Genomic DNA, 23,982 nt, shown 5'->3' with positions numbered 1-23,982 from the left:
CGGAGCAGGGAAACCCCCGGCTTCGGAGCTGAAGCCGGACCTCCTGCGGCGGTACTCCCTGGCCGCGTCCGGGTCAAGGCGGGCGCGGCGCGCGCTCGCGAGTACCTCGCCTGACAGTGGTTGAATTCGATGCTTCGTCCTCTAAGCTTCCAGCCGAAGGCCGAGGGGGATGGGATGCGGCTTTACACCATGACGCCGATCCGGACGGGCTACAGGCTCGCCGCCGGAGTGACGCCGGCGACCGAGCAGTATGCGGGGCTGATGAAACGGCTCGCCGCGTTGCCGTCCGAGGATGTCACGCTGGTCAACAAGGACGCCGAACGCTCCGGGCGCTGGAAGGACATCGCCGTGGACGGGTTCGATCTGCGCGTGGCGATCTTCGAGCCCGGCCACAAGGCCGGCGAGCCTGAGGTCCGGTTTCACATCTACGGCAGCGGCGTGGCGATCGCGGAGGTGCGCTTCGACGATGTCGACGCGGCGAACGGCGATCTCGAGGGCTGGAGCCAGACCGAAAGCCATAAGGCCTATAAGGGCCATGTCAGCGCCTTCTGCGCGCTCCTGGAAAGGATGGGCCGGCTGACCGGCGACCTTCTCGAAGGAAACCCCGCGCGGTGCGGCGAGGTCGAGCACGGCCATACCTCCCGCGCGCTGGTCATCAGCGAAGCCGAGCGCGCCGATCCCGCGACCGCGCCGCTGGTGCAGGACTGGCTGAAGAACACGATCCGCCCCGAGGACGCCGGGGACATCCTCGCCGGCGAGGCGCATTACTCGCTGACCTGGCTGAATTATCTGATCGTCGAGCCCGACGGCGAGGAGGGGCCGAAGGAGACCCAGTTCCTTTTGTCGGCGATGCGCATCGCGCAGTATTTCTGGTCGGCGCAGGACTGGGCGAACGAAAGCACGCGCCAGATCGTCGCCGACGCGCTCACCGCCAGGCGCCCGCGCCGGGCCGAGCAGTCGCTTCTAAGGGCGCGCTCGCGCATGCAGATGCTGCAGATCGAGTACGAGAGCCTGCGCGCGGTGCTCAACCGCCGCAAGGAGAAGCTCGTCAGCGAGATCCTCGACACCTGGTCGATCGACGCGCTGAAAGCGAACGGCGCGCAGCTGGTCGAGCTCAGCTCGGGCAAGATCAAGGAGATCAGCGCGGCCCGCACACGGCGCAGCGAGTTCGTCACCGGGCTCATCCTGTTCGGCATCGGTGCGGTCGCCGTGCTCGAAGCGATCTTCGCCGCCATCAGTTTCTCGCGCGAGGTCATGCTGCGGCCCGCGCTCGGCTACACCGACGAGCAAGGCTCGCTGCTTCTTCGCATCATCGCCGCCGCCGACAGCGACTTCCTGCTCGGATCCGGCCTCATCCTCATCTTGCTGCTCACCGTGATCTATGTGCGCTATCAGCGGAAATAAGCTTCTCGCCGCGCTCGCCGCGCTGGTCTTCGCCGCAGGGACCGCTTCGGCCCGTCAGGCGGCGCCGGAGACGGTCGACGTCTACACCGGCGTCTGGCCGCCCTATGTCGAGGCGCAGGGCGCCGCGCCGGGGCCGGTCACCGAAATCGTGCGCACCGTGTTCGACGACATGGGCTACGAGCCGCGCGTGCGCCGGTTCGGCTTCGCCTATGTGTACGACCAGGTCGAGCGCGGCCGCGCGATGGCGGCCTATCCGTTTTTCGAGACCGACGACCGGATCGGCGAGGTTCTGTTCTCCGATCCCGTTTTCGAGGTGACCAGCCGGATCTATTACAATCGGCGCGCCCATCCGGACGGTCCGCCGACGCTCACCGGCGAGGAGATCTACGGCAATGTCAGCGGCTACCGCTTCGGCGGCGAGATCGACCGGCTGCTGGCGGCGGCCGAAGCGGACGGCCGGGTCGAGCCGTTCGAGAACGAGCAGGAAGCGCTCGCCGCCCTGATCGACGGCGAGATCGAACTTCTGCCGATCACCGGCCGGGTCGCCCGCGAGGTGCTGCGCCGCGACTTCGCCTCCGAACGCGCCCTGATCGCCGCTCTGCCGCAGGTCGACGACGAGGCGCAGCCGCTTAAGGTCATCTTCCCGCCCGGCGCGGATGCGATGCGGGACGCCTTCAACGCCAGCCTCGCGCGATTGCAGCAGGCCGAGCTGATCCCGCTCGGCGACCGGCGCACCGGCACGCTGGCGGGCTGCGACACGGTCGCCGAGATCGTCGCGTCCGACGACGTGCCGCTCGTGCTCGCCACGAACCCCCTAACCGGGGACCGATACGCCCTTCCGCAGGGCTCGCGCGTCGCGGTGTGCGGCTGGAGCACGAGCATGACCGAAGCGGCCGGCGACAACCGGTTTTACGCGATCATGAGCGACACGTCCGAAGTGCTGGTGCTGGACGGGCCGCAGGCCGGCCGGGAATTGCTGGTCGAGAACATGCATCTCGCCATCTCCGAATGATCGAGACGCTCGGCTGGATCGGCACGGCGGGCTATCTGGCCAACCACGCCGCCTTCTCGCTGTACCGGCGCTATCCGAAGACGGCGTATTTCGCCGCGAATCTGGTCTCGGCCGCCTTCCTGATCGCCAGCTCGTTTGCGATCGGGTCCTGGCATCCGGTGGTCAATAACGGGTTCTGGCTGGTGACGAGCGCAGTGGCGCTGAGCGGAATGAAACCGCTCGGCGTCCGGCTGAAAGTGCCCGCGGCGCGCTGGCTGGCCTTGGTCGCCGGCCTCGTCGCGGCCTGGCTGATCGCGACCGATTTGCCGCTCGCTCTTGAAGCGCTTGGCTGGGTGTCGGTTTTCACGTACGCAATGGCGTATCTCGCCTTCGCTGCGGGCGGAATCGGCCGGGAATCCTATCTCGGTGCGAACCTGGCCGCGGCGCTGCTGCAGATGCCGGTGCTTTACGTGGACGGCAACTGGCCTGTTCTGGCGCTTCAGGCGGCCTGGGCGGGTCTGAGCCTCGCCGCGCTGATGAACCGTGTAGAGGACGCCGGCACGAAACCGTGGCTGGCCGAGCTGCCCCCCGAGGTGGCCGAGGAGACGGACGACGACGACAGTGGCCGACGACCATGACGAAATCCTGATCGCGCTGAGGCGCATCATCCGGGCGGTGGATCTCCGCTCGAAATCGCTGGTCAAGGAGACCGGCCTCACCGCGCCCCAGCTGGTGGTGCTCCAGGCGCTGGCGAAGAACGGCGCGACCAAGCCCAGCGCGCTGTCGCGCCAGGTCTCGCTCAGCCAGCCCACCGTGACCGCGATCCTAGACCGGCTGACCAGCGCGGGGCTGGTTCAGCGGGCGCGCAGCGATCTCGACCGCCGGGCGGTGCTCGCCGAGCTCACCGAAAAGGGCGAACAGATCGCGCGCGGCGCGCCGCAGCTTCTGCAGGCGGGTTTCATCGACGCGTTCAGAAAGCTGCCGAGCTGGGAGCGGCACATGCTGATCGCCTCGCTGCAGCGCGTCGCTGCGCTGATGAACGCCGAGACGCTCGATGCGAGCCCGATCCTTCTTGGCGGTGAAGCGATCGATTCAGACGCCGGCTAGGCGATCACAGCGCGGCGAGACCGGCCTCGAGATCGGCGATCAGATCCTCGGCCGCTTCGAGCCCGACCGACAGCCTGACCAGCCCGTCGCCCACGCCCGCTACGGTGCGGGTTTCCGTGCTCATCGCCGCATGGGTCATCAGCGCAGGGATCGCGACGAGGCTCTCAACCCCGCCCAGCGACTGGGCGAGGGTGAAAAGCTTCAGGCTCGACACGAAACGCCGCGCCGCCTCCGCGCCGGCGGTGAGTTCGAGGCTCAGAAGCGGGCCGAACCCGTCCTGCTGGCGCGCGGCGAGGCCGTGGCCGGGATGGCCCGGCAAGCCGGGATAATCCACCCGGGCGACCTTTGGATGGACGCTGAGGCGCTCTGCGATCTTCAGCGCGGCGGCGGACTGGGCTTCAGCGCGGACCGGCAGGGTGCGCAAGCCGCGCAAAGCCAGAAAGCAGTCGAACGCACCCGCCCCCGCGCCCGCCGCATTCGCCCACCAGCCGAGCGTTTCAGCGCGTTCCGCATCGGCGCAGGCGACCGCGCCGCCGACCATGTCGGAATGCCCGTTCAGCATCTTGGTGACCGAGGCGACCACGAGATCCGCGCCGAAGGCGAGCGGCCGCTGCAATGCCGGGGTGAGCACGGTGTTGTCGACCGCCACCAGCGCCCCGGCGGCGCGGCCCGCCGCACAGGCGTGACGAAGATCGGTGATCCTCAGCCGCGGATTGGACGGGGTTTCCAGAAACAGGAGATCCGCGCCGGGGCCGAGCGCGGCGTCCAGCGCGTCCTGATCGGTGCAGTCGGCGTACACCAGCGTGAACCCGCGCTGGGCGGCTCTGGCGTTCATCAGCCGGTGGGTGCCCCCGTACGCGTCGTGCGCGCAGACGATCCGCGCTCCGTTCGGCAACAGGTTCAGGACCAGATCGATCGCCGCCATGCCGGAGCTCGTCACGACCGTCCCGGCTGCGCCTTCGAGCGCGCTCAGCGCCTCGGCGAGCAGGCGGCGGCCGGGCTGGTCGGTCCGGGCGTAGTCGAACGCGCCGGGCTCTGCGGCGTCCGCGCGGCGATAGGCGGCGGAGACCGAAACTGGCGCGACCACCCCCTGATGGCCCGGATCGGCGTTGATGCCGGCCCGGGCGGCGCGGGTTCGAAGCGCGGTCACGACGCCCCGCCCAGAAACGCGTTCACCGCCGCGGTCTCCTTCAGGAAGCCGTCATGCCCGTAAAGGCTGTCGATCTCGACGACCGCCGCCTCCCGGATGCGCGCCGCCGTCGCGCGGATGTCGCGGGGCGGCACGAGCCGGTCTGACGTGATGGCGAGAAAACGCGCCGGCGCGGCGATCGCCTTGATCGCGACGTCGGCGGCGTCCATCGACTGAAGCAGGGCCGCCATTTTCTCCGGCGGCGTCTTCGCGGCGTAATCCGCCCCGCGTGCGGCGAGATAGGCGGCGACCCCGTCCGCGTCCCGACCGCCGGGTTCGGGATCGGCGAAGCGGGCGTGAAGCTCCTCACAGGTGCGATAGGTGGTCATGGCGAGCCGGCGGGCGAGATCGACGCCGCGGGCCGGATCGCCCGCCTCTGCGCCCAGCGCCAGGATTTCGCGCTGGATCGAACGCCAGGCCGTGGCGAGCGGCGAAGGTCTGGCCGCGGCGCACAGCACGTCCAGCCGGCGGATGCGATCGGGCACGGCTGCAGCGATCGCGAGACCGATCACCCCGCCATAGCTCGCCCCGACGATCCTGAACCGGCCGAAGCCGGCCGCGTCCGCCAGGGCCAGAGCGGCGGCGGCCTGATCTTCGACGCTCGGGAACGGATCGGCTTCGGTGACGAAGTCGAGGCCGAGCATGCGTGTCCGGGCGGGGTCGAGCGCGCCGCCCGCCTCCGCGACGCCCGGCCACCAGCCGGTCTCCCCCGGCCCTGATGCGACCGCGCGGCCAGCGGAGACGCCGCCGAGCACCAGGGTTTCGGGTCCGTCGACCGGGCCGGTCACCCGGCCGCGCGCCTCCAGCCATCCGCCGGAGGGACGTGAGAATCCGCAGACGAGTTCGCTCGCCCGTGCAGCGATCGCGACCGCGTTCATCGACACCGCTCCAGCAGCCGCTCGATGTCGGCGATCACGCTCGCCGCCGTTGGCTCGCGGCCCGCGCCCTTGCCCGCGACGATGACTTCCGCGCCGCGCTCGGGCTGGAAGACCGCGATATTGCCTTCGCCGCGCGCTCGCCCGGCCGGATCGCCGGGCTCGACGGCTTCCAGCCGCACGCGTGCGGTGATCGCCGCGCCGCGCCGGCCGAGGGTCGCGACCTGACGCAGGACGCGGCCGCTCTCGCGAACCGCGCGCGCGGTCTGCTTCGGCAGGGCGGAAATGGACTCTGTCTTGATCGAAGCGGGATCGAGCTCGGCGCCCCAGGCCGCGCGCGCGATCAGGGCGAGCTTGTTCGCCGCGTCCACGCCGTCGAGATCGGCGCTGGGATCGGCTTCGGCGAAGCCTGCGGCCTGGGCGGCGGCGACGGCGCTTTTCAGGCTTTCACCCGCCGCGAGCCGGTCGAGCACGAAGTTCGACGTTCCGTTCAGAACCCCGCGCACCCGGACCAGGCCTGCGCCGGACTCCCTGAGCGCTGCGGCGGTTTCAAGGATCGGCGCGCCCCCGCCCACCGCCGCCGAGCAGGCGAAGACGCGGCCTGCGTCTGCGGCGCGGCGGGCGAGATCGGGCCGTCTGGCGGCGACGTCCTTGTTGGCGGTGATCACATGCCGGCCTTCGACCACGGCGCGTTCGAGCAGGCGCTCCGCGTCCGCGCCGGCGGGCAGGGCCTCGATGACGAGATCGGGGTCGAGCGCGAACAGCGCGTCGGGATCGGTCGTGACCGGAGCGCCGCCGACCCGCGCCTCGCGCGGCGTGCGCGCCAGAACGCCGAGCAGCGCGATGCCGGCGGGCAGCCGGTCCGCCACGCCGCCGCCGACAACCCCGCAGCCCAGCATGACCGCGCTCAGCCGTCCCGGCGCAGGCATGGGCCGCAGCTCGGGGGCGCGCTGAAGGGGCTGTGGGGCGGTGCGGATCGCGGCGGTCATGGCTCATTCTCCTTGCGTTCGAAGCGCGCGCGACTGCGGGCGGGGCAAGGAGGCTCTGGCCGAACGCCGGACGCGGGCTGACGCCCTTCAAGACGCCTTGAAAGGCGCTCGGGTCCGGTCGCTTCGCTTTAGCCGCACTTGTTCCGCGCCCGCAAGCTGAAGCTCAAATCGGCGCATATGCGGATATAAAGATATCCTTATGTCATGTAAACCCGGCTATTGCTCCGGCATGAAAAAAGCCGCCGGACCCGGGGCCCGGCGGCCTTTTCGCGCATCGTCTGACCGGCGCGATCAGCAACCGCGAAGGTCGCCGTTCTGCCAGTAGGTGCAGCCGTTGCGTTCGTTGTAGTAAAAATACCTGTCCGCGGACCGGTCGTACCTGAGGTCCGAGTGGTATTGGCTGTTTCTGTTCCAGGGGCAGACATTGTCCGCGCTGCAGCCTTGCGCCGCGCCGAGCGCTGCGCCGGCCGCCGCGCCCAGAAGGGCGCCGGTCGTGGCGTCGCCGTCGCCGACATTATTGCCGATCGCGCCGCCGGCGACAGCGCCGACGCCTGCGCCGACAGCGGCGCTGCGGGTGGTGTTCTCATAGCCCGCGCAACCGGCGAGCAGGGCGGAGGCCGAAAGCGCGGCCGCTGCAAACTTCATCATGGGGGTCTCTCCTTGGGTCGGCTCGGTCTGGCAACGTGGCGCCCGGTCAGGCCGTTCCCGTTCCGCCCTCGGGCCATCGCAGCACGGGGATGAGATCGGGCTTGAAGTTGAAGCGCGCCTTGCGCCCGCAGCTGCGCGGTTCTCCGTCCACCATCAGGGGAATCGCGCGTTTGGAGCGCATTGAGACCTCCTGCGCCTCGCGAAGCAGGAGCCGCTCGTCGGAGCGCAGCCTTTCGCTGAGCGCGCCGAGGGCGAGCCCGGCGAGGCCGGCGATGCTTTCGATGTTGATCGCGGCGAAATCGAAGCTGTCTGCGTTTTCCTCCACCCACAACATTAACCCGCTCGCCCGGTCCAGCCGCTCGTTCTCAGCCCCGTCCGCCGCAAAGCGCAGGCGGGAGGCGAACATTTCCGAGAATCCCGCCGAGGCGCGCTTGAGCGCGGTCTTCAGCCGGTGCTCGCGAGAGGGATCGCGCGCCGTCTCGCGGGCGCGGGCGAAGGTGGTGGGAAACCCGGCTGCGGCCGCGATCAGGAACACCTCGCCGCCGACCACGCCGCCGGGCAGAGCGGCGGGCTCCAGCCGGTCCAGCGCGCCCAGGATGTCGTCGGTGCTGCGCGTGGAATAAAGCCGCCGCGGCAGCAGGTTCGCCGTGCCCATGGGAAGCGCGACGAGCCGGGCGTCGCTCTCCGCCTCGTAGATCGCCTGGGCGGCGGACCGCGCCGTCCCGTCGCCGCCCAGCGTGATGATCGCGTCCGCGCCGTCGTCGATCGCCCGGCGCGCAGCCAGGCCGGGATCGGCGTCGCGATAGATTCCCATAAGGCTGACCGAGCACACGCCGCGCATGCGCGCGAGCTCCTCCTCGCCCTCCGGGCCCTCGATCGTTTGACTGGACGTGTTGACGACGAAGGCGGGGGCGGACGGCGCCAAGGGCGGCTCCTTTCTGGGCATTTTCGATATGACAGACGCATACGCGCGAGGAGACCTGCGCGTTCCTGTCAACGCGCCGCCGCTCGGCTGGGTTTCGCCACAAGCGGAGCGCGGCGATTCGGAACCTGATTTCAAGGGCCGGCGTTGATTTGGCGAAGCGGCGCGGACGGCGCCGTGTCTGGAGGACTATCCCATGTTGAGACTGGCTATCGCCTTTTTTGTGATTGCGCTGATCGCTGCGCTGTTTGGTTTCGGCGGCATCGCCGAAGCCTCTGCCGGCATCGCGCAGATCCTGTTCTTCATTTTCCTGGTCCTGTTCGTGCTGGCGCTGATCGTGGGCCTGTTCCGCGGGCGCTCGCCGCGGCCCTGACCAACATCACCGACATCAGAGAGGAGTGACGATATGAGCTTTCGTCTTTTGCTGATCCTGGCCGGAGCGGCCGCCCTGGGCGCCTGCGAGGCCGAAGAGGAAGAAGAGCCGTTCGAGGAGCTTGGCGAGAATGTCGAGGAAGCCGGCGAAGAGATCGAGGAGGGCGCTGAGAACGCCGAGGAGGAGCTTGAGGAGCCGTCCTGATCGCCGGCGCTCCAGCCTCGATACGCTGAGCACAGTTCGGAGCAGATCCATGCCGAGAAGGACCGATATGAGCGACGTGAAAAGCGATCTCAGAGCCCTGCGCAAAGACGTGGACTCGCTGATCACCCATCTGGGCGAGCTCGCCGGCGAGGAAGCCGGCGACGCCCGCAAAGGGGTGACCGGGGCCGCGCGCAAGGCCGGCCGCGGGGCGAAGGACGCCGCGCGCAAGGCCGCCCACGAGGCCTATGAACTGGACGAGGAAGTCCGCGACTATATCCGCGAACGTCCGCTCGCCGCCTGTGGCGCGGCGATCGGCGCGGGCTTCCTGGGCGCCCTGCTGCTGCGCCGCTAGGCCGATGCGTATTTTCCTCATGATCGTCGCCGGGCTGGGCCCGGCGGTCGCCCTAGTGTTCGCCAGCCATGCCCTCTGGTACGGCCTGGCGGACGCCTACGGGGTGGCCTGGGGCAGCGGCGGGCTGGCGCTCGCCTGGCTGCTTCTGGGCTCGATCGCGGCGATCACCGCGCTCGTGCTCAGGGCCCGCGCACGCCGGCGCAAGGCCGCCGCGGCCGCAGCAGCCGCCGCCGCCAGCGGCGCGCCCGCTGCAGGCGGCATCGCCGCGATGCTCCCCAGCTCGCTGGCCAAGAACGCCCCGATGGCGATCCAGACGCTGGAGCTCGCCATGGCGAAAAAGCCGCTCCAGACGACCGCCCTGCTGGTCGGTCTGGGCGCCGCCGTGGGGCGCAAACCGGCCATGGTCGTCAAGCTGGCGAGACTGGCCACGGCGGGCCGGATATAGCCCGAAGCGTAAATCCAAATTTTTTCTTCAGGGGGCGGGAACCGGAGGTCTCACGGAGAGTTCTCCCTTCGCTTCCGCATTTCACGGAAGCTCGAGACCTGCGCCGCGCCGCCGCTCTCCGTCAGCCCCGCCCCCGGACGGCGGCGCGGCGCAGTCTCCCCGACCCCGATCCTCCCCCTTCACCGGCGCGGGCCCAGTCCGCGCCGGTCGTTTATGTGCGCCCCTCAGCCTGCAGCGGTTGATTTCCGCCCCCCATTGCAGTCCATTCTCAGCTGCATCAGGGGTGAGGAGATTTCCGCCATGGCCGACAGCCAGACCGAACCGGCGCGCCGCCGGGGCGCGTTCACGCGTTTTCTCGACGGCGTGGAATGGTTGGGCAATCTGCTGCCCCATCCCGTGACGCTGTTCGCCATTCTCGCCGTGGGCGTGGTGGTTCTTTCCGGCGTGTTCGGCTGGCTGGGTCTGGCGGTGGAGGACCCCCGTCCGGCCGGATCGCGCGGCGTCGCCGAGGACGGCATGATCCGCGCGGTCAGCCTGATGAACGCGGACGGGCTGAGGCGCATCTTCACCGGCATGGTGGACAATTTCACCGGCTTCGCGCCGCTCGGCGTGGTGCTGGTGGCGATGCTCGGCGTCGGGGTGGCGGAGAAATCAGGCCTCCTGTCAGCGGCGGTCCGCGCGCTCGTGCTCTCCGCGCCGCGCGCGCTCGTCACCGTTGCGCTGGTGCTGGCCGGCGTGATCTCCAACACGGCTTCCGAAGTCGGATACGTCGTGCTGGTGCCGCTGGGCGGGGCGATCTTCTACGCGCTCGGACGCCATCCGCTGGCGGGCATGGCCGCAGCCTTCGCCGGGGTGTCGGGCGGGTACAGCGCGAACCTTCTGATCGGCACGATCGACCCGCTGCTCGCGGGCATCACCGAAGAGGCCGCCCAGCTGATCGATCCCGACTACACCGTGGTGGCGACCGCGAACTGGTACTTCATGTTCGCGTCGACCTTCGTGGTGACGATCATCGGCTCTCTGGTCTCGATCTTCATCGTCGAGCCCAAGCTCGGCCCCTACGATCCCTCCCGCGCCGATCCCAGCGTGCTCGACAAGAACATGATGGAGCCGCTCAGCAAGCTCGAAAAGAAGGGCTTGGGCTGGGCGGCGCTGGCGCTGCTGGCCGTGCTGGGGGTTATGGCGCTGACCCTCGCGCCTGATTGGGGCGTGCTCAGGAACCCTGAAACGGGCGACCGGATCGACTCGCCGTTCTTCGACGGGTTCGTGGTCTGGATCCTGATCTTCTTTGTGACGCTGGGCTACGCCTATGGCCGCGTGGTCGGCACGATGAAGACCGACCGGGACGTCATCGACGCCATGGCCGCCGCGCTGTCCTCGCTCGGGCTTTACATCGTGCTCGTCTTCTTCGCCGCCCAGTTCGTGGCCTTTTTCGGCTGGACCAATCTGGGGGCGATCACCGCGGTCACCGGCGCGCAATTTCTCAAGGACACCGGGCTGACCGGCCCGGCGGTGTTCTTCCTGTTCATCGCCATGTGCGCGGTGATCAACCTGTCGCTGGGCTCGGCCTCGGCGCAATGGGCGGTGACCGCGCCGATCTTCGTGCCGATGCTGATGCTGATCGGCTATTCGCCGGAAGTCATTCAGGCCGCCTACCGGATCGGGGATTCCACCACCAACATCATCACCCCGATGATGAGCTATTTCGGTCTGATCCTCGCCTGGGCGACCCGCTACGACAAGGATCTGGGCGTGGGCACGCTGATCGCGATGATGCTGCCCTACACCATCTTCTTCCTGATCTTCTGGTCGGGCTTCTTCTACGTCTTCACCTTCGTGTTCGACTTCCCCGTCGGGCCGGGCTCGCCCACCGTCTACCCGGCGCCGTAACGAAAAGCCCGGGAAACGAAAAAGCCCCGGAGCGGCGGACCGCTCCGGGGCTTTCGCGTCAGGCCTGATCGAGCCTTATTCGCCTTCGATCGGCGAGAGCAGCTCGGGCGCGGTCACCAGCTGGCGCACGCCGTGGGATTCGGTCTCGTTGAACGCGTTGCCTTCGGCCGCCCAGCGATGCAGCGAGGAGATGTCGACCTTCTGGCACTGCGGACGCACGTTCCAGGTCACCTGAAGCGGCGAGCAGGTCTGCTGGTCGTAGCTCGGACCGGTGGTCGAACCGCGGAACAGCACCGGATCGCCCGACCCCGTCGGCAGGGCGCGCGGCTGGTGCAGGCCGGCCTCGTTCGCCGAACCGGCATAGTCGAACTGGGTGAAGTCCAGAGCGTTCTCGGGATCGTTCACCACCAGGAAGCTCTGCGCCTCGACGCGGAGCAGCGGGTTTTCGCAGCCTTCGGCCAGGCACGAGCCCAGGCCCTCGCCCGGCGCGACGTCGCAGCTGGAGAACACCCAGTGCACCTCGATCGTATCGCCCGGCGCCACGCCGCCGAAGGCGCCTTCGCCGTTCGCGGGATCGGTGAGCTCGGCCTCGGTCAGGCTTTCGGTCTCGTTACAGGCGTAGCCGCCGTCGTCGCTGTCGCCGACGAAGACCGAGAAGCCCGGCGCCTTGTGCTCGGCGTTGGTGTGGGTGTGGATGTTGCACAGATTGAGTTCGGACGGCGCGGGCGCCAGCGGGAACTCGACCGGGTTGGTCCCTTCGCGGTTGGCGATGTCGCGCGGGGTCTGCGGGCCGAAGCCTTCGCAGATCGGCGCAGAGGCCATCATCGCTTCTTCAGGCGTGTTCGCTTCGCCCGAGGCCGGCGCGGCGTCCTCGCTCATCACCTCTTCGGCGGGCGCGGCGTCTTCAGCCGGCGCTTCAGCGTCCTCGGCCGGGCCGCTGCAGGCGGCGAGCAGAACCGCGGCGAGCACGGACGTCGATACGGCGTATTTCATGATAGCCTCCCCTTGAACATGACCCGGCCGGCCTGAGCCGACCCAAGCGGGAGATAGGGTCATTCGCCTCCGCAGACAAGAATTTCCGAACCTGGGCGAGCGATCCGCCGCTTTGGTTCGCGATGATCAGCGCCGTGTTTTCTGAACGCGGCGCCCTTCAGCCGCCTGCGGCGACGAGCGCCCACGCCCCTGCCGCAGCGGACACCCCGGTCAGCACCGTCCCCCAGATCGTATCCACGATCGCAAGCCGCATCGGCCAGGCGCTGAGCACCGAGGCGTTGGTGAAGTTCACCGCGGCATAGGCGAAGAAGCCGAACAGCGCCCCCTGCCCGCCCGCCGCTGCAACGCCAACCCCGAACAGGGGCGCGGCCAGCGCGAAGATCACGATCCCGGTGACGTAGATCAGATAGAACACGGCGGCGGGCGCCTTGCCGAAGCTGTCGGCGAGCACCGGACCGGCGGCGCTGCGGTAGAATTTCCGGGCGATCACGCCGAGCCAGAGAAAGTCGAGAACGAGAAACGTTGCGGCGACGGCGAGCCAGGCGGCGATAAAGGCGATCATGGCGGTCCTTTCCGGTTGGGGCGATCGGCGCCCGGTTCCGGCGCTCTCGCATCTGCTTGACGACAGGAACGAAGCGCGGCGAACGGCGGTTTCGCGATCATGACCGCCGCCTTTCTCAATCCTGCCAACGCCCCGGCCCGCGCGCCAGGCCGCCGCCTTCGGGTCGCGATGTTCGCCGCGCGCTTCGGCGAGATCGGCGCGATCGCCGAAGCGCTCGTCCAGGCGGGCTGCGAAGTCGAGGTCTTCACGCTGGACCGGTTGGGCGTGGACTCCCGGCTCGACGACAATCTGCTCGTGCACGGCTGTGCGGGCCGGGTCGGGGCGCGCGGGTTCAGCCCGGCGCGCCGCCTCGGCGGCGGCCCGGTGCTCGACGCGCTCGCCCTGCGCCGTGTTTTCGTCCGCGCCCACGCCGCGCGTCCGTTCGACGTGATCGAAGCGCCCGACACCGGCGGCCTGGCGGGGCTGGCGGCGACGGCCGCGGACGCGCCGCTGGTGCTGCGCTGCGTCGGCGGACGGGCGGGCGGCGAGCCCAACCGGATCCGCAGCTGGCTCGAACGCCGCGCGGCCGGCCGGGCGGCGGCCCGGATCGCCCTGTCGGAAACCGCACGTGAAGAAGCCGAAGCGCGTTTCGGCCCGGTGGCGCCCGACCGCGAAGCCTACGCGCCGCCGCCTCTGCCCGATCATGTTCTGGCCCGCGGTCAGCGCCGCGCGCCGCCCGACCGGCGCCGCGGCCCGGTCCTGTTCGCGCCCGGCGCGGCGGGACCCGCCAGCGGCATCGACCAGAGCCTCGCAGCCCTCGCGCTTCTGACCCGGCGTGCGGCGGCGAACGGGGCGCCGCCTCCCGTGCTCGTGACCGCCGGGCTGCCGCCGGGCGAGATCGGCCGCCGGCTCGTCGCGATGGGGCTTCAGGGCGAACTCGCCGCCCGAATCGAGGATCTCGGCCCGGCTTCGGAGGCGGCGCTGCACGCCGCCTGCGACCGCGCCCATATCGTGCTCGCGCCGGCGCGGCGGGGCGGGGCGGACGCCTATCGTCTCGCCTGTGCGTTCGGCCGGCCGCTCGTGGCGTCCGCCGACGATCCCGCCGCGCGCCGCCTGATCGCGGAAACGCCGTGCGGCCGGCTGGCAAGGGCCACGGCGCCCGCCGCCCTGGCCGACGCGGTCGAGCGGCTGTGGAACGATCCCAGGGACATGATGCGCCGCCGCCGCGCCGGGCTCGCCTACGCCCGCGATCTCAGCGCCATGGCGCTGGCGCGCCGCCGCCGCGCAGTGTTCGAGGCGGCCTGTGCGCGCGCCGGGGTCAGCTAGGACGCGCCCATCCGGCTGCGCATCTCCACCAGACGCGAGGCGGTGCGCTCAAACTCGAACGCATACTCGCCTTCGGTATAAAGCGCGTGGGGCTCGGCCGCCGCGCTGAGCACCAGGCGCGTCTTCGCCTCGTAAAGCTCGTCGACCAGGGTGGCGAAACGCTTGGCCTGATCGCGCTTGTCAGGGGTCAGCGCGGGCACGTGATCGATCATCACGGTCGGGTAGCGCTGCGCGATCGCGTGATAGTCCGCCGGGCCCAGCGGCCGGGCGCACAGATCGGCGAAAGCGAACCGGCCGACCTCGCCGGCTTCGGCGCGCACCGGCACGGTGCGTCCGCGCACCGCGATCTGGGCGGGCCGCGCCTCCTCCCCGCCGCTCAGACGGGCGAAGCACCGGTCCATCGCCGCGTCGGTGTCCGGCCCCAGCGGCGCGAAATACCCCGGCCCCGTCTCCATCCGGTCGAGCCGGTAGTCCCGCCCCTCGTCGAGGCGCATGACGTCGAGCCGCGCCTCGATGAGGGCGATGAACGGCAGGAAGAGCTGGCGGTTCAGCCCGTCCTTGTAGAGGTCCTGCGGCGGACGGTTGGAGGTGGCGACCATCACCACGCCCGCCTCGAACAGCGCCTGAAACAGCCGGCCCAGGATCATCGCGTCGCCCACGTCGGTGACCTGAAGCTCGTCGAAGCACAAAAGCCGGGTTTCCTTCGCGATCGCCGCGCCGACCTTGGGCAGGGGATCGCGGTCCTTGCGTGCGCGCTCTGCGGTGATGCGCGCCTGGATCTCCTGAAGGAACTGGTGGAAGTGAACGCGGCGCTTCTTTTCGATCGGGGCCGAGCGCATGAACAGGTCCATCATCATGGACTTGCCCGTACCGACCCCGCCCCAGAGATAGACCCCGCGCGGCGCGGGCCGGGACTTTCTGAACAGCTTGCTCTCGCCGCCCTTCCACCGGGCGATCTCGGCGCAAAGCGCGGTCAGCCGCTCGGCGGCCGCGCGCTGGCCCGGATCGGGCTGCAGGCGGCCGGCCTCGACCTCCGCAGCGAGCCGTTCGAGCGGGGTCACGCAAGGCTCCAGCGCAAGACCGCCAGACCCAGAAGGCCGAAGGCGGCCATCGCGGCGAGGATCAGCAGGACAGGGCGTTCGATACGGCGCATGGCGCGCTGATAACGCGCCGGGCGGGGTTTCGCAAAGCCGCCGTTGACCTCCACCACTCGGCGCGACAGGTTTGCCTTTATGGACGCCTCCAAGCTCGATCCGCGCGCCGAGTTCGCGCCGGGCCTGAAGCCCGCCGAGACCGCCCGCCTGTCCGCGGCCGGATTTCCGCCCCGCCACGTCGCCGCCATCGCCGGGGAGGCCGCCACGATGCGGTTTCTCTTCCTCGCCCGGCAGAACGCGTCCGCGATCCTGGGCGGGGCCGTCGCGATCTTCGGCGGGCTGGGGACGGGCGCGCTGGGCGCGATCTTCGGCGATTTCGGCTGGGCGCTGACCACGCTGCTCGCCATGGCCGGGGGCGTGGTCGCCTTCGCCCCGCAGATCGAGGCCGAAGCGATGCGCCGCCACCACAAGGTCCGCTGGGCCGGCCGCCGCATCGCGGTGCTGGCGGTGAAGGCCGAAACCCCGCAGGAGCAGGCCGCCGCCGAGGACGAAGCCGAGGACGACGAGGACGACGAGAGCTTCACCAGCGCGCTTCAGTCGATCGGCGCGGAGTTGAGCGACGGTCTGGGCGACGGGAAATCCGCGTTCGAGAAGCTGCAGCGCTGGGGCGCGGTCGCGGCGGGCTATCCTGATCCGCGCGGCGCGCTTCTGCAGATCGCGCGCGAACTGGAACGACCGAAAAAATCCGGCGAAACCGGCCCGCTCGCGCCGCGCCGGGACGGATCAGGAGCTTTGCTCGCCGAGCGCGGCTGGCTGTACGCGACGCTGGCGGTGATCTTCGCGCTCGCCGTCGCCGCGATGGCCGCCGGCATGATGCTGGGCGAGGCGGGCTAGCGCCAGCCCTCCAGCACCTGCCGCCAGCGGCTGTCCAGCGGTGTGGGGCGGCGGGTCCGCCGGTCGACATAGACATGCACGAAGAAGCCTTCGGCGACGGCCGCGTCCTCGCCCTGACGGAAGATCGCAAGCTCGTAGCGCACCGAACTGGTGCCGATCCGCGCAACTTTCAGACCTGCGTCCAGAGCGTCGGGAAAGGCTGCGGGCGCGTGGTAGCGGCATCCGGTCTCGACCACCAGGCCGATGGTCTCGCCCGCCTCGATGTCCAGAAGCCCGGCCTTCGCCAGCCGGCGGTTCACGGCGGTGTCGAAGAAGCCGTAATACACGACGTTGTTCACGTGCCCGTACACGTCGTTGTCCGCCCAGCGCGTCTCGATCGGCTCGAAGACGGCGAAGTCGGCGCGAACGGCGGGTGCGGGGCGGGTCATTCGAACGCCTCGAGCAGGCTGTCGAGCTGGCTGAGAAGCTCGGGAAACTCGGCGCGCACTGTCTCGACTAGGAAATCGGTCTCGATGTTGGAGTAGCCGTGGGCGAGCCGGGTGCGCAGCCGGATCGCCGGCTTCCAGGGCAGGCCCGGCGCGCGCGCGACGAACTCGGGGTCGTGCTCCATGATCGCCCGGAGCGCCTCGCCAGTAATCTCGACGCTGCGTTCCAGCGCCAGGCTCGCGAAAACATCGGTCACCAGGTCGGCGCCGAAACGGTCGAGCGCTTCGAGTGAAAGCCGGGCATGGCGCCGGGCGTCCCGGAGCCGCTGGAGCGTCTTGTCGTTCATAGGGCGACGCGCCGTCCGGTGCGCTCGATCCGCTCACGCAGATAAGGCTTCACGGCGGCCGGAGTGAGCACGTCCACATCGCGCATCATGATGTCGGCGAGGGCGTCTTCGACCTCGATGAGCTTGCGGAACGTCGCGGGCCGAGGGCTGACGACGAAGTCGACATCGCTGGATCCGGTCGGCGCGCCGTCCACGAACGAACCGAACACCGTTAGCGACTGCACGCCCAGCGCGCGCAGCCGAGGAGCGGCCGCGTTCAGCCGGCTCACTACCTCTTCGATGTCGGCCACGGGCTCGGCGAGATCGCGCATGACGGGGTCCTCGTGTCTGAGCGCGATCCTACAAAATCTCTTCGTACATCGCCACGATCGCCTCGTAATTCATCTCGCGGGGATTGTTGGGCAGGAGGCGGTCGTTCGCCGCCACGTCTTCGGCCATGGCGGGCACGTCGTTATGGCTGATCCCCAGCTGGCTGAGGCGGCGCTCGATGCCGACCGCCTCGGCGATGCGGTCCATTTCCTCGATGAGCCCCGCCGAGCCGGGCCTCAGGCCGAGATGGGCCGAGATCTCCGCGTAAAGCGGCTCGCAGGCCGGCGCGTTGAAGCGCAGCATGGGGGGCAGAACGACCGCGTTCGAAAGCCCGTGAGGCACGTGGAACATCCCGCCCAGCGGATAGGCCATGGCGTGAACGCCGGCGCAGGGCGAGTTCGAGAAGGCCTGACCGGCCAGCATGGCGCCCAGCAGCATGTCCCCGCGCGCCTTGCGGTCCGACCCGTCAGCGCAGGCGGTGAGGATCGCGCCGTGCAGCAGCTTCAGCGCGGCCAGAGCCAGCGCGTCGGAAACCGGGTTTTTCGAGCGGCGATTGGTGAAGGCCTCGATGGCGTGGACCATCGCGTCGATGCCGGTATAGGCGGTGGGGTGGGCGGGCAGGCCCAGTGTCAGGTCCGGATCGAGGATCGCCATGTCCGCATAGAGCGGGTCGGCGGCGATGCCGCGCTTGCTCGTCGCGCCCGTGGTCACCACGGCGACGTTCGTCACCTCAGAGCCCGTCCCCGACGTGGTGGGCAGCAGGACGAGCGGCGGGCGCGAGGCGGTGACCTTCTGAACGCCGTACATTTGCGAGAGGTCCTGCTCGCCGCTCAGAAGGACGGCGAGCACCTTCGCGGTGTCCATCGGGCTGCCGCCGCCGAAGCCGATGACGGCCTCCGCGCCGAATTCGCGCGCCTCTGCGACGGCGTCGAAGATCACGCGCTCGGGCGGGTCGGCGACGACCTTGTCATAGACATGCACCGCGATCCCCGCCGCCTTCAGCCCGTCGAGCGCGGCGTCGGCCAGCCCGGCGCCGAGAACGCCCGCGTCGGTGACGAACACGACCCGCTTCGCGCCCTTCAGCGCCGGGGCGGCGGTGTCCGCCAGCCGGGCGCTCGATCCGGGCTCGAACAGGACTTTCGGCACGGTGGTGAAGGTGAAGGCGCTGGTCATCGTCTCTCCCCTCGAGCTGCGGGCGCAGCCGATCGCTTTATGTCGCCCCCGCGGTCGGCGCAGCCGATCGCTTTATGTCGCGTTGTCTTGGGGGCAGACTAGGCGATACATCTCGCGCCGGACAATCCGCTCTTCCCCCCGCGTGACGGAGGCCGCCATGCACGACGATCACCGACCCGTCGAGACCGACATCCCCGACATGGGCGAGGCGTATTTCGATCCGCTGACCCAGGATTCGGGCGAAGGCCTGACCGGACCGGGCGGAGCGTTGCACCGCTATGCGATCCGCCCCGAAGGCCACCGGCTGGACGAGAGCGATTTCGAGGCGCGCGGCTGGCGGCTCAAGCGCCAGCCGGTCTACACCGAGGCCGAGCACCATCGCTGGCGGCTGCTTTACGAAAGCCAGCGCAAGATGCTGCCCGGCCGGGCGTGCTCCGACTTCATGAAGGGCTTTGAAAAGCTCGAGCACCTGTTCAGGGACGGCGTTCCGGACTTCGCCGACATCAACGCCATCCTCGAGCCGGCGACGGGCTGGACGGTCATCCCCGTGCCCGAGCTCATCCCTGACAACGTCTTCTTCTGGCATCTGGAGAACCGGCGCTTTCCCGCCGGCACCTTCATTCGCGGCGGCAAGCCGAAAACCGCGAAGGTGCGCGAGGCCAACACCGGCCGCGCGCCTGAGCACGTCGAATACACGGCGGTGGAGGACGACCTGTTCTACCTGCAGGAGCCCGACATCTTCCACGACGTGTTCGGCCATGTGCCGATGCTGATGGACCCGTTCTTCGCCGACTACATTCAGGCCTACGGCGCGGGCGGCCGCCGGGCGATCCAGCACAACCGTCTGAAGAATTTCGGCGCGATCTACTGGTACACGGTGGAGTTTGGACTGATCGAGGAAGACGGCGAGCTGCGCGTCTACGGCGCGGGCATCCTGTCGAGCCCGGACGAGACCCTGTTCTCGCTCTATTCAGACAGCCCGCACCGCATCAAGATGGTGCCCGAGCGGGTGATGCGCACCGACTATGTGATCAGCGATTTTCAGGACACGTATTTCGTCATCGACTCCATCAAGGCGCTGCACGACGCCACGGCCGGGCGCGACTTCACGCCGATCTACAGAAAGCTGCCTGCCGGTTTCACCTACGCGACCACCGCGCTTCTGGACACCGACGTGGTCGTCAGCGAGGGCACGCAGGAATACAAGTTCTGCGGCGGCAAGGGAAAACCGCGCGCGATGAGCCACATGCAGGCGATCCGCGACGCGAACCGGCGCCCATGACCCGAGCTTGACCGGCCGGCCGCCCGAACAGCGCGGCTGACCGAAGGCGGCTTCACTGAAGAATGACGCCGCCGCCGGATCGATCCGGCGGCGGCTTTTTTTGGCGCTGCGCTCAGAGCGGGCCGAGATCGTAGACGAAGGCGAACGCCGCCAGCGCCACGGCCGCGACCCCGATCAGGACCAGCCCGATCAGCGAGCCGATGCGGATCGAACCGCCTGACGCCCGGCGCATGACCAGAGAGATCAGCGTCAGAAGGCCCAGCACGCCCACAGCGAGCGCCAGCCAGGGCGCGGCGGCCGCGTCGGGGTGCAGACCGCCGATCACGGCGATCATCGAGACTTCGCTGGTCGCCCAGAGCCCGTAGCCGGTCAGGGCGGCGAAGCCGAGCCCGGCGATCGCGGCGAGCCAGCCCAGCCAGCGCGCTGCAGCCAGATCGGCCTTGATCTCGGTGGCGGGCTGGCGGTCGACAAGGCGCGCCGCAGCGCCGGCGGGGATCATTACGAAGCCCAGCAACAGCACGAGCAGGGACGCGCCGGCCCAGGCGCCGGGCACGACCATTTTTTTGGGATCGTCGGCGGCCTTGGCGGCGAGCTTGATCGGCCCGTCCGTCGCAGCGAGATCGAGATAGACCGGCGCGGCGACGCCCTCCTCGAGACAGGACGCGTCGAGCGCGGCGGGGTCGGGGTCGTCGAAGAAGGCGTTCAGCACCGGACCGGCGCATTCGGCCATCGAGCGCGTCGGGCCATGGCCGGCGTAAGGGACCTCGATATAGCGGCCGTTGGAAAAGCCCGGCGCGATGTATTCTGCGAGCTCAGGAGGAGTGACCGGATCCCAGCCGCCGTTGATCACCAGGGTCGGGATCGCCGTCTCCACGAAGCGGTAGTCGGACCGGTCGCGCGGCGCCAGACCCTCCTCCTCGCACATGCGCGCGGCGTACCGCGCTCCGTCCACCGTGCTTATCAGACCGGCGAAGCGCGGATTTTCGGCGAGGTCGCGCTCGGCGGCCGCAGCCCCGGCGTGAACATAACCGTCATTGCAGCGGATTGCCGAACTCATCCCCTGGCTGATCGTCAGCCCGCCAGGGCCGACCTCGTCCATGCCGCCGGCGAGCAGTTCGAAGAACGTTTCGTCGCGGGTCTCGTACTTGCGCGCCAGCGTATCGATCACCGCCGGAATGGCCGGGTGTTCGTCCTGCTCGTAGGCCATGGAAAAGGGTGCGAAGGCGAGGATCAAACCGGTGAACCGCGCCTCTCCCTCGGGAAACAGCTCCGCGTCGTCGGTCTCGACGATGATCGGATTGTCGCGCACCGAATCGAGCGCGGCCTCAAAACGGGCTTCGAGCCCGTCGCAAACGGCTGCGTCGGCGCAGTCGGTGAAAACCTTCTCGAGAATCACGTTCGCCCAGTGCGCCCGCCGCATCAGGTCGGTCAGGTCGTTGGGAACGATAGCGTCGATGACAAGCGCGCTGATCCCGTCGGGATCCTGCAGCGCCAGCATCTGACCCAGATGCGAGCCGTAGGAGATGCCCCAGACGTTCCACTGCTCGTAGCCCAGCGCCTGCCTGAGCGCCTTCACGTCGCGGGCGTTCTCCACCGTGTTGTAGGCGGTGAGGTCCACGCCGGCCGCGCGCGCGGCCTCGAAGCAGTTGCGCGTGATCTCCTCGGCGTTGCGCTGGGCTTCCTCGATGTCGTCGGCGTGCGTCAGCGCGCGTTCGGTCATGCCGTAGAACGGGCAGAAATCGCCGCTCGCGCCGATGCCCCGCTGTTCGAGAATGTAAAGGTCGCGCTGGTCGAGCAGGTCGTGTTCGCGCAGCCGGTCGACATAACCGCCCACGCCCACGCCCGGCCCGCCGGTGAGGTAGATCACCGGGTCCTCGCGATAGTCTTCCTCCTCGCCGGTGGCGGCGATCTTCACGTAGTGCAGGCGGATGAAGCGGGTGTCGGGGTCTTCGCGGTTCTCGGGGACCGTGATGAAGCCGCAGGCGATGTCACCGGGCTCGTAGTCGATTTCACCCTTGAAGGGGCAGACGAAATCGACCGGCTCGGGAACCGGCCAGTCCAAGACGGCGGGCGCGGCCTGCGCTTCGCTCACAGCCGGTGCGGCGTCTGCGGCCGGCGCGGCGTCCTCCTGCGCGAACGCGGCGGACGTAAAGGCGGCGAGCACCGCTGCGGCGGCGAGATTGCGGATGGTCATGACGTCTCCCCCTCGGGCTCTCCCCTGAGCCGATCTGAGGAAGTCTGACCGCCCGGGCGCGGGGACTCAAGGGCAAAACGAAAAACGCCGGGCGCATGGCCCGGCGTCTCCGATCCGTCAGGGGATTGAAATCACTGCATGGTCGGGATGACGAAGGCCTGGTCGGCGACCTCGCCGGACGGCCAGCGCTGGGTGACGGTTTTCACCTTTGTGAAGAAGCGCACGCCCTCCATGCCGTGCTGGTTGGCGTCGCCGAAGGCCGAGCGCTTCCAGCCGCCGAAGCTGTGATAGGCGACGGGCACCGGGATCGGCACGTTGATTCCCACCATGCCGACATTGACCTTGGATGCGAATTCGCGCGCGGCCAGGCCGTTGCGGGTGAAGATGGCCACGCCGTTGCCGTACTGGTGCTCTGAAGGAAGCCGGGCGGCCTCCTCCATGTCCTTCGCGCGGACGATCTGCAGGACCGGGCCGAAGATCTCTTCCTTGTAGGCGCTCATCTGCGGGGTCACCCGGTCAAACAGCGAGGGGCCGATGAAAAAGCCGTTCTCGTGGCCCTGCAGGGTGAAGTTCCGGCCGTCCACGAGCAGCTCGGCGCCTTCCTCGACGCCCTTGCCGATCCAGGCCTCGACCTTCTCCTTGTGGGCCTGGCTGACGACCGGGCCGTAGGCGGCGTCCGGATCGGTGGAGACGCCGGGGACGAGGTTCTCGATCTCCGGCATCAGCTTTTCGATCAGACGCTCGGCGGTGTCCTCGCCCACCGGCACCGCGACGGGCAGCGCCATGCAGCGCTCGCCGGCCGAACCGTAGGCCGAGCCCACCAGATCCTTGACCACCTGGTCCATGTCGGCGTCGGGCAGGATGATCCCGTGGTTCTTCGCCCCGCCCATGGCCTGCACGCGCTTGGCGTTCGCCGTGCCGCGCGAATAGACGTACTGCGCGATGTCAGAAGACCCCACGAAGCTCACCGCCTTGATGTCGGGATGATCGAGGATGGCGTCGACCGCTTCCTTGTCGCCGTGCACTACGTTGAGCACGCCCTCGGGCAGGCCCGCTTCAAGCATGAGTTCGGCAAGGCGCACGGGCACGCTGGGGTCTTTTTCCGACGGCTTCAGGATGAAGGCGTTGCCGCAGGCGATCGCCACGCCGAACATCCACATCGGGATCATGGCGGGGAAGTTGAACGGGGTGATCCCGGCGACCACGCCCAGCGGCTGGCGCATGGAGTAGACGTCGATGCCCGGGCCCGCGCCTTCGGTGTATTCGCCCTTGAGAAGGTGGGGGACGCCGCAGGCGAATTCGATCACTTCCAGGCCGCGCTGAAGATCGCCGCGCGCGTCGGCGACCACCTTGCCGTGCTCGCTGGCGAGCAGGCGGGCGAGCTCGTCCATGTTCGCTTCGAGCAGCTCCTTGAATTTGAAGAGCACGCGGGCGCGGCGCTGCGGGTTCACCGCGGCCCAGGCCGGCTGGGCGGCCTTGGCGATCTCGACCGCCTCGCCGAGTTCCTTCGCCGTCGCCAGTGCGACTTTCGCCTGCACTTCGCCAGTGTTGGGGTCGTAGACGTCGCCGAAGCGGCCGGAGGTCCCGGGAACCGCCTTGCCGTTGATGAAGTGGTGAATGTCGCGCTGGGCCATGGCGGTCGCTCCTGGGTTCGCGCCGCGCGAGGGGCGGCGGCGGTCTGACGTCGGGCGACGGTTTAACGGAGGGGTGGCCGCAATGTCGAGGCGCGGGCCGGCCCGATCTCACCGGACCCGGCTGAACGCCTCGCGGCCGCCGTCCGGAGCGAGCAGCTCGATCCGGTCCCGGCTGAGCAGAAGCCCGTCCGCGATATTGACGCCGTCTCGATCGAGGAAGTCGATCCTGAGCGGGGCTTCGGCGCTCATCCGCCAGGCGACAATTTCCGATACGGGCGGCGCGCAACCGCTCCCGCTCAAGGCGAGTCCGTCTGCAACGATTTCGAGAACGCATCCCGCCGCGGAGGTCCAGGCGCCGGGCGGGACGCCGGCGGGATCGGC

General features: G+C 69.2%; 27 protein-coding genes. 12 read left to right on the top strand and 15 right to left on the bottom strand.

What is annotated here, in order from left to right:
- Positions 1-174: 174 nt before the first annotated feature.
- Genes ABL308_04345 through ABL308_04330 form a run of 4 tightly spaced genes read left to right on the top strand, consistent with a single transcriptional unit; the run spans position 175 to position 3,502 of the window.
- Positions 175-1,404: a hypothetical protein gene (locus tag ABL308_04345; protein ID XBQ17111.1), complete on the top strand. Its 1,230-nt coding sequence runs from the start codon at positions 175-177 to the stop codon at positions 1,402-1,404.
- Positions 1,382-2,416, top strand: coding sequence for a transporter substrate-binding domain-containing protein (locus tag ABL308_04340; GenBank protein ID XBQ17110.1), 1,035 nt, complete (start codon positions 1,382-1,384; stop codon positions 2,414-2,416). The genes ABL308_04345 and ABL308_04340 overlap by 23 nt, the downstream gene beginning before the upstream one ends.
- A complete protein-coding gene (locus ABL308_04335; GenBank protein XBQ17109.1) occupies positions 2,413-3,033 on the top strand; it encodes a hypothetical protein in 621 nt (206 codons plus the stop codon). Before ABL308_04340 ends, ABL308_04335 begins: the two co-directional genes overlap by 4 nt.
- Positions 3,017-3,502, top strand: coding sequence for a MarR family transcriptional regulator (locus tag ABL308_04330; GenBank protein ID XBQ17108.1), 486 nt, complete (start codon positions 3,017-3,019; stop codon positions 3,500-3,502). Before ABL308_04335 ends, ABL308_04330 begins: the two co-directional genes overlap by 17 nt.
- A 4-nt stretch (positions 3,503-3,506) precedes the next feature.
- Here the strand turns inward: ABL308_04330 and ABL308_04325 are convergent, their stop codons facing one another.
- The 5 genes from ABL308_04325 to ABL308_04305 form a co-directional block, all read right to left on the bottom strand.
- Entirely contained in the window at positions 3,507-4,652 is a 1,146-nt protein-coding gene (locus ABL308_04325; GenBank protein ID XBQ17107.1) for a PLP-dependent transferase, read from the bottom strand.
- Entirely contained in the window at positions 4,649-5,569 is a 921-nt protein-coding gene (locus ABL308_04320; GenBank protein XBQ17106.1) for an alpha/beta fold hydrolase, read from the bottom strand. Before ABL308_04320 ends, ABL308_04325 begins: the two co-directional genes overlap by 4 nt.
- Complete coding sequence (locus tag ABL308_04315; protein XBQ17105.1) at positions 5,566-6,555, bottom strand: hypothetical protein; 990 nt, start codon at positions 6,553-6,555, stop codon at positions 5,566-5,568. Before ABL308_04315 ends, ABL308_04320 begins: the two co-directional genes overlap by 4 nt.
- Positions 6,556-6,846: 291 nt before the next feature.
- Positions 6,847-7,203 carry a glycine zipper domain-containing protein gene (locus ABL308_04310; GenBank protein XBQ17104.1) on the bottom strand — a complete coding sequence of 119 codons (357 nt, stop codon included), beginning with the start codon at positions 7,201-7,203 and terminating at the stop codon, positions 6,847-6,849.
- Positions 7,204-7,249: 46 nt separating this feature from the next.
- Positions 7,250-8,128, bottom strand: coding sequence for a diacylglycerol kinase family protein (locus ABL308_04305; protein XBQ17103.1), 879 nt, complete (start codon positions 8,126-8,128; stop codon positions 7,250-7,252).
- Between the two features lie 193 nt (positions 8,129-8,321).
- Here ABL308_04305 and ABL308_04300 point away from each other — a divergent pair, with 193 nt between their 5' ends.
- The 5 genes from ABL308_04300 (at position 8,322) to ABL308_04280 (ending at position 11,389) form a co-directional block, all read left to right on the top strand.
- On the top strand, positions 8,322-8,498 hold the full coding sequence (locus ABL308_04300; GenBank protein ID XBQ17102.1) for a DUF1328 domain-containing protein: 177 nt from the start codon (positions 8,322-8,324) through the stop codon (positions 8,496-8,498).
- 33 nt (positions 8,499-8,531) lie between these two features.
- Entirely contained in the window at positions 8,532-8,702 is a 171-nt protein-coding gene (locus tag ABL308_04295) for a hypothetical protein (protein ID XBQ17101.1), read from the top strand.
- 67 nt (positions 8,703-8,769) lie between these two features.
- On the top strand, positions 8,770-9,054 hold the full coding sequence (locus ABL308_04290; GenBank protein ID XBQ17100.1) for a hypothetical protein: 285 nt from the start codon (positions 8,770-8,772) through the stop codon (positions 9,052-9,054).
- Between the two features lie 4 nt (positions 9,055-9,058).
- Positions 9,059-9,499, top strand: a complete 441-nt coding sequence (locus tag ABL308_04285; protein XBQ17099.1) for a hypothetical protein — start codon at positions 9,059-9,061, stop codon at positions 9,497-9,499.
- Between the two features lie 300 nt (positions 9,500-9,799).
- Positions 9,800-11,389 (top strand): AbgT family transporter, encoded by a 1,590-nt coding sequence (locus ABL308_04280; GenBank protein XBQ17098.1) that lies wholly within the window; start codon positions 9,800-9,802, stop codon positions 11,387-11,389.
- Between the two features lie 75 nt (positions 11,390-11,464).
- On the opposite strand, the gene ABL308_04275 is transcribed toward ABL308_04280, so the two are convergent.
- Positions 11,465-12,382: a delta-class carbonic anhydrase gene (locus ABL308_04275; GenBank protein ID XBQ17097.1), complete on the bottom strand. Its 918-nt coding sequence runs from the start codon at positions 12,380-12,382 to the stop codon at positions 11,465-11,467.
- Between the two features lie 157 nt (positions 12,383-12,539).
- The gene (locus ABL308_04270) at positions 12,540-12,944 is read right to left on the bottom strand and encodes a DUF2177 family protein (protein ID XBQ17096.1); all 405 of its coding nucleotides are present in this window, start codon (positions 12,942-12,944) and stop codon (positions 12,540-12,542) included.
- Between the two features lie 99 nt (positions 12,945-13,043).
- On the opposite strand from ABL308_04270, the gene ABL308_04265 reads away from it, so the two are divergent.
- Complete coding sequence (locus tag ABL308_04265) at positions 13,044-14,249, top strand: glycosyltransferase (protein ID XBQ17095.1); 1,206 nt, start codon at positions 13,044-13,046, stop codon at positions 14,247-14,249.
- Here ABL308_04265 and zapE read toward each other — a convergent pair.
- Positions 14,246-15,310 carry a cell division protein ZapE gene (zapE, locus tag ABL308_04260; protein ID XBQ17094.1) on the bottom strand — a complete coding sequence of 355 codons (1,065 nt, stop codon included), beginning with the start codon at positions 15,308-15,310 and terminating at the stop codon, positions 14,246-14,248. The genes ABL308_04265 and zapE overlap by 4 nt on opposite strands.
- Before the next feature lie 171 nt (positions 15,311-15,481).
- On the opposite strand from zapE, the gene ABL308_04255 reads away from it, so the two are divergent.
- Entirely contained in the window at positions 15,482-16,237 is a 756-nt protein-coding gene (locus ABL308_04255; protein XBQ17093.1) for a hypothetical protein, read from the top strand.
- Here the strand turns inward: ABL308_04255 and ABL308_04250 are convergent.
- From ABL308_04250 to ABL308_04235, 4 genes are read right to left on the bottom strand one after another with little or no spacing between them, the layout of a single operon-like run.
- Positions 16,234-16,665, bottom strand: coding sequence for a thioesterase family protein (locus tag ABL308_04250; protein XBQ17092.1), 432 nt, complete (start codon positions 16,663-16,665; stop codon positions 16,234-16,236). The two genes, ABL308_04255 and ABL308_04250, sit on opposite strands and share 4 nt — an antisense overlap.
- Entirely contained in the window at positions 16,662-17,009 is a 348-nt protein-coding gene (locus ABL308_04245; protein ID XBQ17091.1) for a HepT-like ribonuclease domain-containing protein, read from the bottom strand. Before ABL308_04245 ends, ABL308_04250 begins: the two co-directional genes overlap by 4 nt.
- Positions 17,006-17,320: a nucleotidyltransferase domain-containing protein gene (locus tag ABL308_04240; protein XBQ17090.1), complete on the bottom strand. Its 315-nt coding sequence runs from the start codon at positions 17,318-17,320 to the stop codon at positions 17,006-17,008. The genes ABL308_04245 and ABL308_04240 overlap by 4 nt, the downstream gene beginning before the upstream one ends.
- Before the next feature lie 28 nt (positions 17,321-17,348).
- Positions 17,349-18,491 carry an iron-containing alcohol dehydrogenase gene (locus ABL308_04235; GenBank protein ID XBQ17089.1) on the bottom strand — a complete coding sequence of 381 codons (1,143 nt, stop codon included), beginning with the start codon at positions 18,489-18,491 and terminating at the stop codon, positions 17,349-17,351.
- A gap of 157 nt (positions 18,492-18,648) precedes the next feature.
- Here ABL308_04235 and ABL308_04230 point away from each other — a divergent pair, with 157 nt between their 5' ends.
- Positions 18,649-19,773, top strand: a complete 1,125-nt coding sequence (locus ABL308_04230) for a phenylalanine 4-monooxygenase (protein XBQ17088.1) — start codon at positions 18,649-18,651, stop codon at positions 19,771-19,773.
- 112 nt (positions 19,774-19,885) lie between these two features.
- Here the strand turns inward: ABL308_04230 and ABL308_04225 are convergent, their stop codons facing one another.
- The 3 genes from ABL308_04225 to ABL308_04215 form a co-directional block, all read right to left on the bottom strand.
- Positions 19,886-21,967, bottom strand: coding sequence for an alpha/beta fold hydrolase (locus tag ABL308_04225; protein ID XBQ17087.1), 2,082 nt, complete (start codon positions 21,965-21,967; stop codon positions 19,886-19,888).
- A gap of 131 nt (positions 21,968-22,098) precedes the next feature.
- Entirely contained in the window at positions 22,099-23,601 is a 1,503-nt protein-coding gene (locus ABL308_04220; protein ID XBQ17086.1) for a CoA-acylating methylmalonate-semialdehyde dehydrogenase, read from the bottom strand.
- Between the two features lie 108 nt (positions 23,602-23,709).
- Entirely contained in the window at positions 23,710-23,850 is a 141-nt protein-coding gene (locus ABL308_04215) for a hypothetical protein (GenBank protein ID XBQ17085.1), read from the bottom strand.
- Positions 23,851-23,982 lie beyond the last annotated feature (132 nt).

The sequence above is a fragment of the Oceanicaulis sp. genome (genome assembly GCA_040112665.1).
Taxonomy (GTDB): domain Bacteria; phylum Pseudomonadota; class Alphaproteobacteria; order Caulobacterales; family Maricaulaceae; genus Oceanicaulis.
The sequence above is the reverse complement of the archived record's forward strand: the minus strand, read 5'-3'. Positions and strand labels throughout refer to the sequence as shown.

What these genes read in the sequence shown, in the direction of transcription:
- ABL308_04245 (XBQ17091.1), bottom strand. Translation starts at nt 17,009, where the DNA reads ATGAACGACAAGACGCTCCAGCGGCTCCGGGACGCCCGGCGCCATGCC.
- ABL308_04340 (XBQ17110.1), top strand. Translation starts at nt 1,382, where the DNA reads ATGTGCGCTATCAGCGGAAATAAGCTTCTCGCCGCGCTCGCCGCGCTG.
- ABL308_04320 (XBQ17106.1), bottom strand. Translation starts at nt 5,569, where the DNA reads ATGAACGCGGTCGCGATCGCTGCACGGGCGAGCGAACTCGTCTGCGGA.
- ABL308_04270 (XBQ17096.1), bottom strand. Translation starts at nt 12,944, where the DNA reads ATGATCGCCTTTATCGCCGCCTGGCTCGCCGTCGCCGCAACGTTTCTC.
- ABL308_04345 (XBQ17111.1), top strand. Translation starts at nt 175, where the DNA reads ATGCGGCTTTACACCATGACGCCGATCCGGACGGGCTACAGGCTCGCC.
- ABL308_04220 (XBQ17086.1), bottom strand. Translation starts at nt 23,601, where the DNA reads ATGGCCCAGCGCGACATTCACCACTTCATCAACGGCAAGGCGGTTCCC.
- ABL308_04225 (XBQ17087.1), bottom strand. Translation starts at nt 21,967, where the DNA reads ATGACCATCCGCAATCTCGCCGCCGCAGCGGTGCTCGCCGCCTTTACG.
- ABL308_04255 (XBQ17093.1), top strand. Translation starts at nt 15,482, where the DNA reads ATGGACGCCTCCAAGCTCGATCCGCGCGCCGAGTTCGCGCCGGGCCTG.
- ABL308_04230 (XBQ17088.1), top strand. Translation starts at nt 18,649, where the DNA reads ATGCACGACGATCACCGACCCGTCGAGACCGACATCCCCGACATGGGC.
- ABL308_04300 (XBQ17102.1), top strand. Translation starts at nt 8,322, where the DNA reads ATGTTGAGACTGGCTATCGCCTTTTTTGTGATTGCGCTGATCGCTGCG.
- ABL308_04240 (XBQ17090.1), bottom strand. Translation starts at nt 17,320, where the DNA reads ATGCGCGATCTCGCCGAGCCCGTGGCCGACATCGAAGAGGTAGTGAGC.
- ABL308_04315 (XBQ17105.1), bottom strand. Translation starts at nt 6,555, where the DNA reads ATGACCGCCGCGATCCGCACCGCCCCACAGCCCCTTCAGCGCGCCCCC.
- ABL308_04250 (XBQ17092.1), bottom strand. Translation starts at nt 16,665, where the DNA reads ATGACCCGCCCCGCACCCGCCGTTCGCGCCGACTTCGCCGTCTTCGAG.
- ABL308_04310 (XBQ17104.1), bottom strand. Translation starts at nt 7,203, where the DNA reads ATGATGAAGTTTGCAGCGGCCGCGCTTTCGGCCTCCGCCCTGCTCGCC.
- ABL308_04295 (XBQ17101.1), top strand. Translation starts at nt 8,532, where the DNA reads ATGAGCTTTCGTCTTTTGCTGATCCTGGCCGGAGCGGCCGCCCTGGGC.
- ABL308_04215 (XBQ17085.1), bottom strand. Translation starts at nt 23,850, where the DNA reads ATGAGCGCCGAAGCCCCGCTCAGGATCGACTTCCTCGATCGAGACGGC.
- ABL308_04335 (XBQ17109.1), top strand. Translation starts at nt 2,413, where the DNA reads ATGATCGAGACGCTCGGCTGGATCGGCACGGCGGGCTATCTGGCCAAC.
- ABL308_04265 (XBQ17095.1), top strand. Translation starts at nt 13,044, where the DNA reads ATGACCGCCGCCTTTCTCAATCCTGCCAACGCCCCGGCCCGCGCGCCA.
- ABL308_04290 (XBQ17100.1), top strand. Translation starts at nt 8,770, where the DNA reads ATGAGCGACGTGAAAAGCGATCTCAGAGCCCTGCGCAAAGACGTGGAC.
- ABL308_04275 (XBQ17097.1), bottom strand. Translation starts at nt 12,382, where the DNA reads ATGAAATACGCCGTATCGACGTCCGTGCTCGCCGCGGTTCTGCTCGCC.
- ABL308_04235 (XBQ17089.1), bottom strand. Translation starts at nt 18,491, where the DNA reads ATGACCAGCGCCTTCACCTTCACCACCGTGCCGAAAGTCCTGTTCGAG.
- ABL308_04285 (XBQ17099.1), top strand. Translation starts at nt 9,059, where the DNA reads ATGCGTATTTTCCTCATGATCGTCGCCGGGCTGGGCCCGGCGGTCGCC.
- ABL308_04280 (XBQ17098.1), top strand. Translation starts at nt 9,800, where the DNA reads ATGGCCGACAGCCAGACCGAACCGGCGCGCCGCCGGGGCGCGTTCACG.